Source organism: Ensifer sp. 1H6, from assembly GCF_001976035.1.
Taxonomy (GTDB): Bacteria; Pseudomonadota; Alphaproteobacteria; order Rhizobiales; family Rhizobiaceae; genus Ensifer; species Ensifer canadensis.
In genome coordinates, this window is the sequence record NZ_MOAI01000011.1 from 122,558 (window position 1) to 135,204 (window position 12,647).

16 protein-coding genes are annotated in these 12,647 nt (G+C 61.7%); 8 read left to right on the forward strand and 8 right to left on the reverse strand.

Features of this window, described 5'->3' with window-relative positions; translation table 11 throughout:
- The first annotated feature begins 209 nt into the window (after positions 1-209).
- From BKP54_RS15130 to queF, 4 genes are all read left to right on the forward strand, one after another.
- Positions 210-1,481 carry an MFS transporter gene (locus tag BKP54_RS15130; protein ID WP_348626739.1) on the forward strand — a complete coding sequence of 424 codons (1,272 nt, stop codon included), beginning with the start codon at positions 210-212 and terminating at the stop codon, positions 1,479-1,481.
- Entirely contained in the window at positions 1,481-1,666 is a 186-nt protein-coding gene (locus BKP54_RS37295) for a hypothetical protein (protein WP_348626740.1), read from the forward strand. Before BKP54_RS15130 ends, BKP54_RS37295 begins: the two co-directional genes overlap by 1 nt.
- A 153-nt stretch (positions 1,667-1,819) precedes the next feature.
- On the forward strand, positions 1,820-2,740 hold the full coding sequence (locus BKP54_RS15135; protein WP_025427971.1) for a cation diffusion facilitator family transporter: 921 nt from the start codon (positions 1,820-1,822) through the stop codon (positions 2,738-2,740).
- On the forward strand, positions 2,737-3,201 hold the full coding sequence (gene queF / locus BKP54_RS15140; RefSeq protein WP_025427970.1) for a preQ(1) synthase: 465 nt from the start codon (positions 2,737-2,739) through the stop codon (positions 3,199-3,201). Before BKP54_RS15135 ends, queF begins: the two co-directional genes overlap by 4 nt.
- 38 nt (positions 3,202-3,239) lie before the next feature.
- Here queF and BKP54_RS15145 read toward each other — a convergent pair whose 3' ends face one another.
- The gene (locus BKP54_RS15145) at positions 3,240-3,818 is read right to left on the reverse strand and encodes a HupE/UreJ family protein (protein ID WP_025427969.1); all 579 of its coding nucleotides are present in this window, start codon (positions 3,816-3,818) and stop codon (positions 3,240-3,242) included.
- 244 nt (positions 3,819-4,062) lie between these two features.
- Here BKP54_RS15145 and BKP54_RS15150 point away from each other — a divergent pair, with 244 nt between their 5' ends.
- Both BKP54_RS15150 and leuA read left to right on the forward strand, forming a co-directional pair.
- Complete coding sequence (locus BKP54_RS15150; protein ID WP_025427968.1) at positions 4,063-4,641, forward strand: ATP-dependent Clp protease proteolytic subunit; 579 nt, start codon at positions 4,063-4,065, stop codon at positions 4,639-4,641.
- 453 nt (positions 4,642-5,094) lie between these two features.
- Entirely contained in the window at positions 5,095-6,804 is a 1,710-nt protein-coding gene (gene leuA / locus BKP54_RS15155; RefSeq protein ID WP_025427966.1) for a 2-isopropylmalate synthase, read from the forward strand.
- Between the two features lie 114 nt (positions 6,805-6,918).
- On the opposite strand, the gene BKP54_RS15160 is transcribed toward leuA, so the two are convergent.
- The 5 genes from BKP54_RS15160 to BKP54_RS15180 form a co-directional block, all read right to left on the reverse strand.
- Complete coding sequence (locus BKP54_RS15160; protein WP_025427965.1) at positions 6,919-7,299, reverse strand: DUF6481 family protein; 381 nt, start codon at positions 7,297-7,299, stop codon at positions 6,919-6,921.
- A 37-nt stretch (positions 7,300-7,336) separates the two neighbouring features.
- Positions 7,337-7,561, reverse strand: coding sequence for a hypothetical protein (locus BKP54_RS15165; protein ID WP_025427964.1), 225 nt, complete (start codon positions 7,559-7,561; stop codon positions 7,337-7,339).
- A 185-nt stretch (positions 7,562-7,746) separates the two neighbouring features.
- On the reverse strand, positions 7,747-7,956 hold the full coding sequence (locus BKP54_RS15170; RefSeq protein WP_025427963.1) for a cold-shock protein: 210 nt from the start codon (positions 7,954-7,956) through the stop codon (positions 7,747-7,749).
- Between the two features lie 473 nt (positions 7,957-8,429).
- A complete protein-coding gene (locus tag BKP54_RS15175; protein ID WP_025427962.1) occupies positions 8,430-9,257 on the reverse strand; it encodes an anti-sigma factor in 828 nt (275 codons plus the stop codon).
- Positions 9,258-9,260: 3 nt separating this feature from the next.
- On the reverse strand, positions 9,261-9,779 hold the full coding sequence (locus BKP54_RS15180) for an RNA polymerase sigma factor (protein WP_025427961.1): 519 nt from the start codon (positions 9,777-9,779) through the stop codon (positions 9,261-9,263).
- A 397-nt stretch (positions 9,780-10,176) separates the two neighbouring features.
- Between BKP54_RS15180 and BKP54_RS15185 the strand changes: the two genes are divergently transcribed.
- Positions 10,177-10,791, forward strand: coding sequence for a DUF3313 family protein (locus BKP54_RS15185; RefSeq protein ID WP_158071698.1), 615 nt, complete (start codon positions 10,177-10,179; stop codon positions 10,789-10,791).
- Positions 10,788-10,967 (forward strand): hypothetical protein, encoded by a 180-nt coding sequence (locus tag BKP54_RS15190; protein ID WP_128090425.1) that lies wholly within the window; start codon positions 10,788-10,790, stop codon positions 10,965-10,967. The genes BKP54_RS15185 and BKP54_RS15190 overlap by 4 nt, the downstream gene beginning before the upstream one ends.
- Positions 10,968-11,031: 64 nt before the next feature.
- On the opposite strand, the gene BKP54_RS15195 is transcribed toward BKP54_RS15190, so the two are convergent.
- Positions 11,032-11,580 (reverse strand): tetratricopeptide repeat protein, encoded by a 549-nt coding sequence (locus tag BKP54_RS15195; RefSeq protein ID WP_038577333.1) that lies wholly within the window; start codon positions 11,578-11,580, stop codon positions 11,032-11,034.
- Between the two features lie 164 nt (positions 11,581-11,744).
- Positions 11,745-12,647 (reverse strand): metallophosphoesterase, encoded by a 903-nt coding sequence (locus BKP54_RS15200; protein WP_025427958.1) that lies wholly within the window; start codon positions 12,645-12,647, stop codon positions 11,745-11,747.

Sequence of the window (12,647 nt, forward strand, 5' to 3'; positions counted from 1 at the left end):
CGGTATTTCCCAGCCATTCTGTCCAATCTATCCTCCTCAAGTCAATCGATACCCACCGACCGGCGACCGGTCGCCTCACGAAGTGCGACCGGCGGGTCCTTCCTTGCTCGAACACATCGGGACTGCAAGACATGAGAGAAAAGACCAGGAGTAGGAGCAACGCCGGACGGTTGTGCGTTCTTGTTGCTGTTTGTTGTGCGGCCGCCGCCATGCCGCTGACCTTCACCGGGCCGGCGGTGGCACTGCCCGCGATCAGCCGGACGCTGGGTGGAAGCCCGCTGGCGCTCAACTGGGTCACGAACGCCTTCATGCTGACCTTCGGCAGCACCCTGATGGCGGCGGGCGCGCTTGCCGATAGCTATGGCCGCAAGCGCATGTTCCTCGGCGGGCTTGCAGCCTTCGGCCTGTTCTCGCTCGGCCTTGCCTTCGCCAACGATATTGTCTTGTTCGACATTCTCAGGGCCTTGCAGGGTGTCGGGGCGGCGGCAGCGTTTTCGGGCGGCATGGCTTCACTGGCACAGGAGTTTGAAGAGGGGCAACGGCTGCGGGCGTTCAGCGTCGTCGGTGCGAGCTTTGGCGTCGGCCTGGCATTTGGCCCCATTGCCTCCGGCCTCGTGGTCGAGGCGCTCGGCTGGCCGGCAATCTTCCTGCTTGTCGTCGCGCTCGCGGCCTTTGCCTTTGCGCTCGGTGCCGTTTTCCTGCGGGAAACGCGCGACCCGAATGCGGGCGGCCTCGACTGGAAGGGGGCGGTGACGTTCACGCTGGCGCTGGCATTCCTGACATTTGGCATCCTGCAGCTGCCCGAGGCCGGCTGGAGCGATCCTTTCGTCCTCGCTGTGCTGGTAGCTGCGGTTGTCTTCTTCTTTGTCTTCTACCGAATCGAGCGTTCCGTGGCGCGGCCGATGCTGGATCTGTCCTTGTTCAAGTATCCGCGCTTTGTCGGCGTACAACTGCTCGCGGCGGCGCCGGCTTATGGTTTCGTCGTGCTGCTCATTCTTCTGCCGGTGCGGTTCATCGGCATCGAAGGCATGAGCGAGATTGCCGGGGGGGCGGATGATGATTGCGCTCTCGGCTCCGCTGCTCCTCCTGCCGATCGCCGCCGGTCTGTTGACGCGCTGGTTTGCGCCGGCCGTCATCTGCGGGACCGGATTGCTGGTTTCAGCCGCCGGGCTTGGCTGGCTCAGCCAGTTTCCCGTGGGCTCGGCGCCGGGGCTGCTGGTCCCACCATTGCTGCTCGTCGGCATCGGCATCAGCCTGCCCTGGGGTTTGATGGATGGGCTGGCGGTCAGCGTGGTGCCGAAGGAGCGGGCGGGAATGGCGACGGGTATCTTCAGCACCACCCGTGTTGCGGGCGAAGGGATCGCCCTTGCGGTGGTGACAGCGCTTCTCTCTGTCTTCACGCAGATCAAATTGGGGTCGGCAGCCGGCGGCCACGCCGCCGATGTCGCCCAGAGGCAACGTGGCTGCGGCCGGCAGCATAGTGCCGTCGGTTGAGCGCCTTGCACTGCTTCAAGCCTATAGCAGCGCGTTCGGGACGCTGCTCTGGCTGTTGACGGCCATTACCACGGCAACGGCCGTGGTCGTCTTCCTGTACCTCGGCAAGGGCGCCGAAGAAGTCGAAAGCGCCGAAACCGATCTGATGCCGGGTACGATTACGGACCCTTAAAAAACGGGCAGGAGCCGAACGCACCTTTGACAAGCCCGCATCGATGGCACATATGTTTCCCATTGACCGCCTGCGCGAAATTCGCGCGGGCGTTTTGCGTTTCAATGGGCTTGCGTTTGCAACTCGTTTGCATCTGCATGAGGAATGAAGAAGATGTCTCTATCCGATAACCGAACCGTCCTGCGGCTTGCCTTCTGGGGCATTCCGCTTTCTCTGGCTGTGCTGGGGCTGAAGCTGCTTGCCTGGTGGCTTACCGGCTCGGTGGCCCTTTTGTCGGATGGTCTTGAGTCGACAGTCAATGTGATTGCGGCGGTGATCGCCTATCTGATGATCGGCTATGCGGCGAAACCGGCGGATGCCGGCCATCCCTTCGGGCACCACAAGGCGGAGTATTTTTCCGCGGTTATCGAGGGCGTGCTGATCGTCGTTGCCGCATTGCTGATCGTCTGGGAAGCGGTGCCGGCGATGATGGCGCCGGTGATGTTGGAAGCTCCGGCGCTCGGCCTGGCGATCAACTTTGCTGCTGGTGTCGTCAACGCCATCTGGGCCTATGTGCTGATCAGCGCCGGTCGGAAGCATCGCTCGCCGGCTCTCAGCGCCGACGGCCATCATATTCTGTCTGACGTCGTGACCTCGATCGGCGTTTTGATCGGCCTTGGTCTTGCCATTGCCACGGGTTACGCGATCCTTGATCCCTTGCTGGCCGTCATCGTCGCCTGCAATATCCTGTTCCAGGGCTGGATGGTGATCTCGCGGTCGATTGACGGGTTGATGGACCGGGCGGTGCCGGCCGAGGAGGAGGAGGCGATCAAGCAGGCGATCGCCGCCAACGGCAAGGGCTCGCTTGGAGTGCACGATCTCAAGACCCGCCAGGCAGGCCCGGTGATTTTTGTGGATTTCCACATGGTCGTGCCGGAAATGATGCCGGTCGGCGAGGCGCATGATATCTGCGATCGCATCGAGGACGCGATACGCGCCGTTCAGCCCGGCGCCAAGATCGCGATCCATGTCGAGCCGGAAGGTGAAAAGGCGCACGGCGTGCGCGTAAAGGTAAGTGGAGCACCACGCAAATGAGCAAGACTGACGTATCCGGCCTGTCGCAACTGGGCGCCAAGGTCGACCTGCCGCAGAGCCCCGACGAAGCGGTGCTCGAGCGCGTGCCGAGCGGCAATCAGGGCGCGGACTTCCTGGTGCGGTTCACCGCGCCGGAATTCACCTCGCTTTGCCCGATGACCGGCCAGCCGGATTTTGCCCACATCGTCATCGACTACGTGCCGGATGAATGGCTGGTGGAATCGAAGTCGCTGAAGCTGTTCCTGCATTCCTTCCGCAATCATGGCGCCTTCCACGAGGACTGCACCATTGATATCGCCAAACGGCTGGTCAGCCTGTTGTCGCCGCGCTGGCTGCGCATCGGTGCCTACTGGTATCCGCGCGGCGGCATTCCGATCGACGTTTTCTGGCAGACCGGCAAGCCGCCGGAAGGATTGTGGCTGCCCGATCAGGGCGTGCCGACCTATCGCGGTCGCGGATAAAAATGGCGGGCATGACCCGCCATTCCCCGTTCGTTTCGTCAGCCGAAGATCAGGGCCGTGCCGGCAAGTGCCGTAAGGCCGCCGAGAATGCGCGCCAGCGTGCCGCCGCCTGAGAGGCGACCAAGCGCCACGCCAAGGCCGATGCCGGCCGCGTGAAGGGCGGCGGTGGCAAGCATGAAGCCGATGGCGAAGGGAAGGGCGCCGGCGCTGCCGAGTTCGCCGCCATGGGCATGGCCGTGAAAGAGCGCGAAGAGGCCGACGACCGCAGCCGACGCGGCCGCATCGAGGCGCACGGCCATTGCCACCAGCAGGCCCAGCGCGACAACCGAGGCGAGGATCGCGGGCTCGACAAAGGGAAAATGGATGCCGGCCGTTGCCAGCGAAAAGCCGGCCGCCATCATCGCGACGAAGGCCGACGGCACGAGCCACAGCGCCCGGCCGCCGATCTGTGCGGCCCAGAGGCCGACGGCGACCATGGCCAGGATATGGTCGAGGCCGAAGAGCGGATGCGAGAAGCCGGCGGCAAACGAGCCGTGCTCATCAGGGTTGAGGTGAGCGAAGGCCGGTGCCGCGGATGCCATCAGCACGGCCGCTGCAATCAGGATGCGTCTGTTCATATCTGTCCCCATGGATCGACAGGACCTGGGAGGGAGCCCTGTCCTTGCAGTTTTTTGACCGGCTCGATCTTATTGGGCTCTGTGTCTCTGTCCATACGGCATTTGGCGGTGGCGCCGTTTACCATAGGCGCAGTGCAATCCGCTTCGCCCTTTGTCGCCCTTTCGGTTTGTTGCATTGTCTTCGCTGTCGAGTCGCATTATCTGACTTTGACAAAGAAATTCATGAGACGCCGGAGAACAACGGATGAGCGACGAGGAAGACAAGAACACCGAACTGCCCTTGGGCAAGGAAACGGAGGCGAACCTTTTCAAGTCGCGCTCGATTTTCATTTACGGCACCATCACCCAGGAGTTGGCGCAGAAGGTTTGCTCGCAGCTCGTGGCGCTTGCGTCGGCCAGCGATGACGACATCCGCCTCTTCGTCAGCTCGCCAGGCGGCCACGTCGAATCCGGCGACAGCATTCACGACATGATGAAGTTCGTGAAGCCGAAGGTCTGGACGATTGGCACCGGCTGGGTCGCGTCCGCCGGCGCGCTGATCTATGTCGGCGTTCCCAAGGAGCGTCGTCTCTGCCTGCCGAATACCCGCTTCCTGCTTCACCAACCGTCGGGCGGCACCCGCGGCATGGCTTCGGATATCGAGATCCAGGCCCGCGAAATCATCAAGATGAACGAGCGCCTGAACAAGATCTTCTCCGAAGCGACCGGCCAGACGGTCGAAAAGATCGCCAAGGATACCGAACGTGACTATTGGCTGTCGGCTGAAGAGGCCAAGAACTATGGCCTCGTCTCGCGCATCATCACCTCGGTTTCGGATATCTGAGACCGATATACCGTCGGCAACGGCGTTGAAATTGCAAAGGGCATCGGCGGCAGCGCCGGTGCCTTTTTCGTTTGGCGGGGCTCGCGCCAGAGGGATGGTCGCACTCCTCACGTTTCCGCACGGGCATGCCTTGCTCCGGTTCGGCAAGCCGTGTATAGGCTTTGTCATGACCAAGGCCAGCGCATATCGGATCGCTACGATCTCTGCCGCACACGATGACAATCGTGCGCCGCTGCACGCCTTCGCCTCGCTTCTTCTTCTCGGCCTTACTCGCGGTTGCCGGGTTCGCTGAGGAGCGCCCGGCGGCCGAAAAAGCCACGCCGGCAGATGCTCCTCGAATCCAATAGAGTTTTAGGACAAACGCGCGCCCGCCACGGCATTTGCCATCGCAATCCGATCCCCGATCGGTTATGGCAAAGCGGCCAGAGCGCTCAGTGATGAAGAGAAGCTGCAATGATCCAGAAATCCCATTCCATCAAGAACGGCATGCCGGAAGCGGCGGTGAAGTATCAGCCTTACCCGCAGATCGCGCTCGCCGACCGGACCTGGCCGTCGAAGACCATTTCCCAGGCGCCGATCTGGTGCTCGGTCGACCTGCGTGACGGCAACCAGTCGCTCGTCGACCCGATGGGCCATGACCGCAAGGCGCGCATGTTCCAGCTGCTCCTGGACATGGGCTTCAAGGAAATCGAGATTGGCTTCCCCTCGGCCTCGCAGACGGACTTCGACTTTGCCCGCTGGTGCATCGAAGAGGGCAATGTCGCCGAAGACGTGTCGCTGCAGGTGCTGGTGCAGTGCCGGCCGGAGCTGATCACCCGGACCTTCGAGGCGCTGCAGGGCGCCCATAAGCCGATCGTGCATTTCTACAACTCGACCAGTGAGTTGCAGCGCCGGGTGGTGTTTGCCAAGGATGTTGCCGGCATCAAGCAAATTGCGACCGATGCTGCCAAGATGATCACCGACATGGCCGCCAAGGCCGGTGGCGATTTTCGCTTCGAGTATTCGCCGGAGAGCTTCACCGGCACCGAGCTGGAAGTGGCGCTGGAGATCTGCAACGCGGTCACCGCGATCGTCAAGCCGACGCCGGATAACAAGCTGATCCTCAATCTGCCGTCGACCGTCGAGATGGCGACGCCGAACATCTATGCCGACCAGATCGAGTGGATGTGCCGCAACCTCGACAATCGCGAGAGCCTGATCATTTCCCTGCACCCGCACAACGACCGCGGCACGGGCATTGCGGCGACGGAGCTCGGCCTGATGGCCGGTGCCGACCGCGTCGAAGGCACGCTGTTCGGCAATGGCGAGCGCACGGGCAATGTCGACGTGGTGACGCTGGCGCTGAACATGTTCACGCAAGGCGTGGACCCGCAGCTGGACTGCTCCGACATCGAGCGGATCAAGGAAGTCTACGAATATTCCAACCAGATGGTGATCCCCGAGCGCCATCCTTACGTCGGCGAACTGGTCTACACGGCCTTCTCCGGCTCGCACCAAGATGCGATCAACAAGGGCATGAAGGCGATCAAGACCGCCAACAAGCCATTGTGGGAAGTGCCTTACCTGCCGATCGATCCGCGTGACGTCGGCCGCTCCTACGAGGCGATCATCCGGATCAACTCGCAGTCGGGGAAGGGCGGCATCGCCTATATCCTGCAGGAAGACTACGGCATCAACCTGCCGCGCAACCTGCAGGTGGAGTTCCGCGAGGACATCCAGCACATCACCGACGAAGAAGGCAAGGAGCTACCCTCCAAACGCATCCATGAACGCTTCATCGAGCGTTATGTCGAGCAGCCCGGCGCGCGCATCAAATTCGTCGATCACAACACCTATCCGGTCGGCGAGCACAAGGGCGTGCGTGTGGTTTCGGCCGAGATCACCGACAACGGCGAGCTCAAGCGCATCGAGGGCAAGGGCACCGGTCCGATCGACGGTTTCATTAACGCGCTGTCGATCTATCTCGGCGTCGATCTCTCGGTCGCCGACTATTCCGAGCATTCGCTGCAGCACGGCTCGAACGCAGCCGCCATCGCCTATGTCGAGATGGAGCACCCTGATGGTAAGCTGTTTGGCGCCGGCATCAACACCAACATCGTTGCAGCCTCGCTGGAAGCGATCGTCTCGGCTGCCAACCGCGTGTTGGAAATGAAACGTAGCTGATCATCAAAACGCCGCGCGCCCTGAGGACGCGCGGCGTTTTCGATCGGTACTTGACGCTACCCTCAATCACGGCTCGCCATGGTGGGGGCTTCAAAGTCCATTTGCGGGCTGCGGTTAAGCCTGCCGCGCCTTGCGGTTGGCGTAGCGCCGGTCGCGCTCGGCCTTGCGGGCAGCCTCGTCCTCGATCACGCGTGAAATGCGGTTCTTGTCGGCGGCTTCGCGCGCTTCGGCCTCAGCTCTTGCAGCAGCCGTGAGTGCCGCCTCGCGCTCAGCGGCCTCGGCCTGCAAGCGCTCGCGCTCCTCATTCTTTACCCGTTCGCGTTCGATGCGCCGCTCTTCGCGGGCTGCAGCGACCGCCTGACGCTCGGCCTGGCGGGCGAGTTCGGTCGGTTCTGCGGCTTCCTTTGCCGCGCGGTAGGCTTCAAGAAGCGCTTTCTTCGCATCGGCCGCGGCGCTGCGACGGTCGGTGAGTTCACTGTTTCTGATGTTTCTCAAGTCTCTATTCCAGTTGAGGTGTCACCCTGACTGAAAGTCAGGTTTTTCTGACGCGTTTCGAAGCGGGGGCGGCAGCCGCCGCCAGGCGGTCCTGCAATTCCTTCGCCAGCCGCGCTTCGCGCAGACGCAGGGTCTTCTCTTCGCGAGCCTGGACGATGGAGTCGAGTTCTTCAACGGCGCTGTCGCGGGCAAAGAACTGCGATTGCTCTTTGGCAAAGGCGATCTCGGCCCGCTGGCGCGATTTGTTGTGTGTCTCTGTCATGGGATATCCCCGACGTTGGCGCGCGTCTACGGTGTTGCACGTCACTCCCGATGCATAATGCAGTTGCGGGATCGTGCAGTCGGCGCGCGGAAATAAAAAAGGCCAGGCATGTTGCCTGACCTTGATGGGTATCATGCTCTCGACAGTGCCAGTACATCCGTGGTCAAGGGAGAGCCGATACCGATTTAGGCTGCCTGCAGATTGCAGGCAGACATCTTGCCCGACTTGTTGTCGCGCTCCATGTCGTAGGCGATCTTCTGGCCTTCGACGATTTCGCGCATTCCAGCACGCTCGACGGCGGAGATGTGGACGAATGCGTCCGGACCGCCGTTGTCAGGCTGAATGAAGCCGAAGCCCTTGGTGGAATTAAACCATTTAACTGTGCCAGTGGTCATGATGAACCCTTTCATAGCATATTGAATGACCGCCGCGCACAAGCGCTGCGGATGAAGATAGCGATTTTTGAAAGGAAGGTTCGTCAGGGCGCAGTTGCTAAATGCGCGGTAACCAAAGTTCAGCAAGCAAATATCGATTTGTCAGAGATATAGACAAAGTATTGATATGTCAACCGTTGGTTTTTTCTTGCCGGGTTTTGCCAATTTTGCGGGTGTTGCGAAACGGCAATTCGGAGCGAAATTTTTTTCGGTGCAGCATATGTATTTTAGGCCGGGAAAGCAGGTGTAACTATTTGGTTGCCTGCAAAAATTTCCGCTTGAGCTAACATCAGCCCGGCTCGGCATAGGGCCGCTCGCGCGGATGATGCAGTCTGCCGCGCTGCGGTCGATGTCTGATTTTGACGGCAACACGATCCACCCTGGCAACAGGCGCTGCCATGGTTCCGTTGCCTGGTTCAGGCGGAGGTCGCGGCTCAGATTGTCGTGGAGACCGCTTCGGCCAGATCGTGCAGACCGATGCTGGCCGACGGGCCGACGAGCACGAAAGACGCGCCGCCGCGCTGCCAGGAAACCATGCCGAGATTGTCGCGGATGCTTTCGGAGAACTTGTCTGACTGCGGGCTGTCGCTGTCCTTGAGGAAGCAGATGGCAAACACGTCGCCATCGGCATTGCGATAGATAAGTTGCGCGACGGGTTTGCTGTTGGCGACGAGCAGACGCGCACCCTCGAAGTTCAGACCCTTGCCGGTGAGGTTGGGAATGGTGAACGGGACGCCGACGCTGGAGGCGAGCCAAGTCTCGATCTTCGGCGCTTCGGAGGCCGGGACCTCGACGAGCCGTTCCTTCTGGCGGGAATAAATGCGGTGGTAGTCGGCGATGTCGTCAAGCCAGGTGCGGGCGGAGGCGACCCTTGTCGGCTCGCCGGCGTGGTTGGCCGTGCCGATGATAAACCCGGTGAAGCCACCGACCAGCACCAGCGCCACGGAAGCAGCCATCACCCGCGGCCAGATGCGCACGCTGCGCACATTGGCGGCAGCGATCGTCACGCGTTCCGCCTTGGGATTGATGCCGGAGCCCTGCTTGATCTGACGCACCAGCGCCAGCGGCACGGGATCATGAAGGAAATCCTCGAATGCCGTGTTGCCGAAGGCGCTGCCGGCCTTCAGCTTTTCAAACAACGCCTTGGCTTCCTCGTCGCGGGCGAGGAGCGTCTCGAGTTCAGTCTTTTCTGCCTCGCCGAGTTCGCCATCGATATAGGCGCACAACCGGACTTCGAGCGCGTGACCTTTTGTTTGCTGCAACGGTCATGCCCTCCTTTCGGTGTTTTCGGAGATCATCGCGGCGAGCCTCAACCGCGCGGTCGACAGCCTGCTCATCACCGTGCCGATCGGGATACCGAGGATATCGGCAGTCTCGCGGTAGCTGTGGCCTTCGACATTGACCAGCAGGAAGGTGCTTGCCAGGCCCTCAGGCATCGAGAGGATCATCTTCTGCAATTGGTTGGCGTAGACGGCTTTCTCGGCGGAGGCCTCGATGCTCAGTTCGTCCTGGTCGGACACGTCGACCGTACCGCTGCCGGTGCGGACTTTCCGTTTGCGGATCTCGTCGATCCAGAGGTTGCGCGTCATGGCGTAGATCCAGCTTTCGAGCCGGCCTTCTCCGTTCCAGAGGTGACTGCGCGTAATCGCTCTTTCGCAAGCTTCCTGGACAAGATCATCGGCATCATGTGCATTGCGCGTCAATGTCATCGCGAAGCGGCGCAATTTGGGCAGCAAGCTGACCAAGTCGCGTCTGAAGTCCTTCGTTTCTGCCGCTGGGCGCATTGCTCTTCCAAATGAAACGTGCGGGATCGTGTCTTTATTCGCCAGGTAATTCCACGGTGAATGATATGAAACATTTGACCGTTAGTCTGCAAGGGAAGTCACGGATCGGAAAGCGAAATCTGCTCTTTCTTTCGCCGTTATCCCAAAAACCCTTGCCGATCCGCATGTCGTCTCGCAGGGCGGTCGTTACCGTAAACTGCAAGGGTGGGCCGGCATTGCGTCAAAGTTCGGCCCGAATCTGATCGGCACTCATCCGCACAACTCCAGGTCGATCACAGAGGACGCGTCAATGAACGAGCATGCATGCGGCGAGAGACGAAATGACGGTCGACCTTCCACAGGGCGACCGCGTGATGGCGGGTGGCGCCCCGCTCCGAAATTCTTGCGGGTGGCCGGCTTGACCGTATCCCTGGCGGGCCTCGCCGGTTGCCAGAGTGCGTCTCTCAGCGAAACCGGTTCGCTGTCCTCCTACAAGGATTTCGTCGCAAGCGACGGGATGGTAACCAAGACCAAGTATCGGGTGGATGCCGCTTCGACCAAGACGGTCAAGACCGTGCATCTGATCCCGACGACCTTTGCCTCCAATGCCGATGTCGGCACCCTCGGCGACCCCCAGAAGAAGCTGGTGGCGACGGCGATCGACCGCTCGCTGTGCGAGGCGCTAAGCGCGCATTTCGATGTCGTTCCGGTGTCGAAGCCGGCGGATATGGCGGTGCGTTCCGTTGTAACGAAGGTGAAAGCCACCAACGCCGTCGTTGCCGGCGTGTCGAGTGTCGCTTCGAAAGTCTCGCCTGTCCCGGTTCCGCGCCTTCCGATCGGTCTCGGCAATCTATCGGTCGAAGCCGAGGCCTTCGATGCCAGAGGCAAACAGATCGCGGGTCTGACCTGGGCGCGGGGGGCAAACATCGTCACCAGCGGTTCGCGCGCGTCGACTGCGCCGACGCCTTCGAGCTTGCCGGAGACTTTTCCGACGATTTCAGCGCGATGCTGGCAAAGTCGAACGATCCGATGAAGTCCGACTTCGAGCTGCCGTCGATGAAGAACGTCTCGAATAGCGTGTCCTATGCGGTTACCGGCAAATCGACCGATCCCGATTGCGCGGTTTTCGGGCGTGGCTCGGGGGTCACGGGCATTGTCGGCGGCGCGCTGGGCTTGCCGCCGGAATGGACCGAGAAGAAGCGCAACTGAGGAGACGCTTCAAGGATCGATGCCGCGGCTGCCTTCCCAGGTTCGGGAAGGCAGTGGGCATGCATCAATATTGCCTGACGCCGCCCAAAGACTGCAGCAGCGAGCGATAGGCCCAGGTGTCTTCGCCGCCGCGATCGCGAATCTCGACCAGTTGCACGCGGGCATCCTCTACCTGACCCTGTTCGATCAGGGCCTGGCCCATGTAGGAGCGGGCGAGGATATAGTTCTCGTCGGCTTGGAGCGCGCGCTTGTAATACTGCATGCCGAGCTCCATGCGCCCGGCCTTGCGGTTGGCATAGCCGAGATAGTTCAGCACGCGGGCGCTCTTCTGATCCTTGACGGCGCCGAGGACCTTGATGGAGTTCTCATACTGGCCGGCATAGGCAAGCTCGCGGGCGGCCTCGAAGAGGATGTCGTCGCTAAGATCGCTCTTCTTGGCATTGACGCAGGCGTTCTTCTTGGCATCCCAGATCTTGCCGTTGGTGCATTCGCTGCTCGTCTTGGTTTTCTTCGGCGGTTCGCTGGTGTCCTCGCCGGCGGCCATGGCGGTCTGCCCTGCAAAAACGGCCGCGCTGGCGGCAAACAGGGCGCATAGAATGGTCTTGCGGTTCATCATGCCTATCTCCCAACATATGCAATGGCGCCGAGCACACCATTCACGGCACAGAGGATAGATCGCTCTGCCGGTCGTGGGAACCCGAACGGGAGTGTGACGCACGAATAGGGGCATTTATTCGCCCGGCGATGGGATTTCGGCGAAAAGTCGGGCGAGCGGGCCTAGAAGCGGGTGGTTTCGACCAATGTGGCGCCGGTCGCATCGGCGTTGAGCGCGTAGCGCTCGCGGGTGAGGAACCAGTTGCCGGCCTCGCCGGCAATCGTGAACAGATTGTAGGCAGCCTGTGGCTTGTGTCCGCCCGGACCCTGCGACGCCGAGGAGATACCGACGACCGGCACCGGGCCATTCGGGCCCTGCAGCGAGTAGACCGTATTGAGGTGGGTGTGGCCGTGGATCACCAGCTCGGCGCCGCCCGACGAGATCGTTGCCGCAAACCGGCGGATGCCGAGCATGCGCTTGTGCAGCGAGGCGGCGCCGTGGATCGGCGGATGGTGGATCATCACCACGCGGAAAAGACCGGCGTCAGCGGCCTGGCGAAGCAGGTTGACGGTGGCGCGCGCCTGCCGCTGGCCGAAATAGCCGCTGGCGGCAAAGGGCGGCGTCGCGACCGCAGTCGAGCAACCGATCAGCGCCACCGGGCCGCGCACCCGCAGATAGGGGAAGCAGCGATGGCCCTCATGCCACTCGGCCGGTGCGCCATCCGCCCGCATAAAGGGATACCAGGCGCGCGTCGTCTTCTCGTAGGCGCCGGGCACATAGGCATCGTGATTGCCCGGGACGATCGAGATGTTGGCCGGGTCGCCAGCGTCCTCGAGCCAATCGGTCACCGTTGCGATCTCCCGCGACGAGGCGAGGTTCACCAGGTCTCCGGTGATCGCCATATGGTCGGGATCGCGCTTCTCGATATCGGCCATCAGGCAGTCGAGCGTGCCCGTGAACAGGTGCCGGCTGCGGTTCCGGTGCCAGTTGACGAAGCCGGTGATGCGCTTGGAGGCAAGTTCCCTCAAGGAGAGATCGGGCAGGGGGCCGAGATGGATATCGGAGATATGGGCAAGTTTGAACAT

Coding starts and splice junctions, on each gene's coding strand:
- BKP54_RS15130 (WP_348626739.1), top strand. CDS start 210: ATGCCGCTGACCTTCACCGGGCCGGCGGTGGCACTGCCCGCGATCAGC.
- BKP54_RS15135 (WP_025427971.1), top strand. CDS start 1,820: ATGTCTCTATCCGATAACCGAACCGTCCTGCGGCTTGCCTTCTGGGGC.
- queF (WP_025427970.1), top strand. CDS start 2,737: ATGAGCAAGACTGACGTATCCGGCCTGTCGCAACTGGGCGCCAAGGTC.
- BKP54_RS15145 (WP_025427969.1), bottom strand. CDS start 3,818: ATGAACAGACGCATCCTGATTGCAGCGGCCGTGCTGATGGCATCCGCG.
- BKP54_RS15150 (WP_025427968.1), top strand. CDS start 4,063: ATGAGCGACGAGGAAGACAAGAACACCGAACTGCCCTTGGGCAAGGAA.
- leuA (WP_025427966.1), top strand. CDS start 5,095: ATGATCCAGAAATCCCATTCCATCAAGAACGGCATGCCGGAAGCGGCG.
- BKP54_RS15165 (WP_025427964.1), bottom strand. CDS start 7,561: ATGACAGAGACACACAACAAATCGCGCCAGCGGGCCGAGATCGCCTTT.
- BKP54_RS15170 (WP_025427963.1), bottom strand. CDS start 7,956: ATGACCACTGGCACAGTTAAATGGTTTAATTCCACCAAGGGCTTCGGC.
- BKP54_RS15180 (WP_025427961.1), bottom strand. CDS start 9,779: ATGCGCCCAGCGGCAGAAACGAAGGACTTCAGACGCGACTTGGTCAGC.
- BKP54_RS15190 (WP_128090425.1), top strand. CDS start 10,788: ATGAAGTCCGACTTCGAGCTGCCGTCGATGAAGAACGTCTCGAATAGC.
- BKP54_RS15195 (WP_038577333.1), bottom strand. CDS start 11,580: ATGAACCGCAAGACCATTCTATGCGCCCTGTTTGCCGCCAGCGCGGCC.
- BKP54_RS15200 (WP_025427958.1), bottom strand. CDS start 12,647: ATGTTCAAACTTGCCCATATCTCCGATATCCATCTCGGCCCCCTGCCC.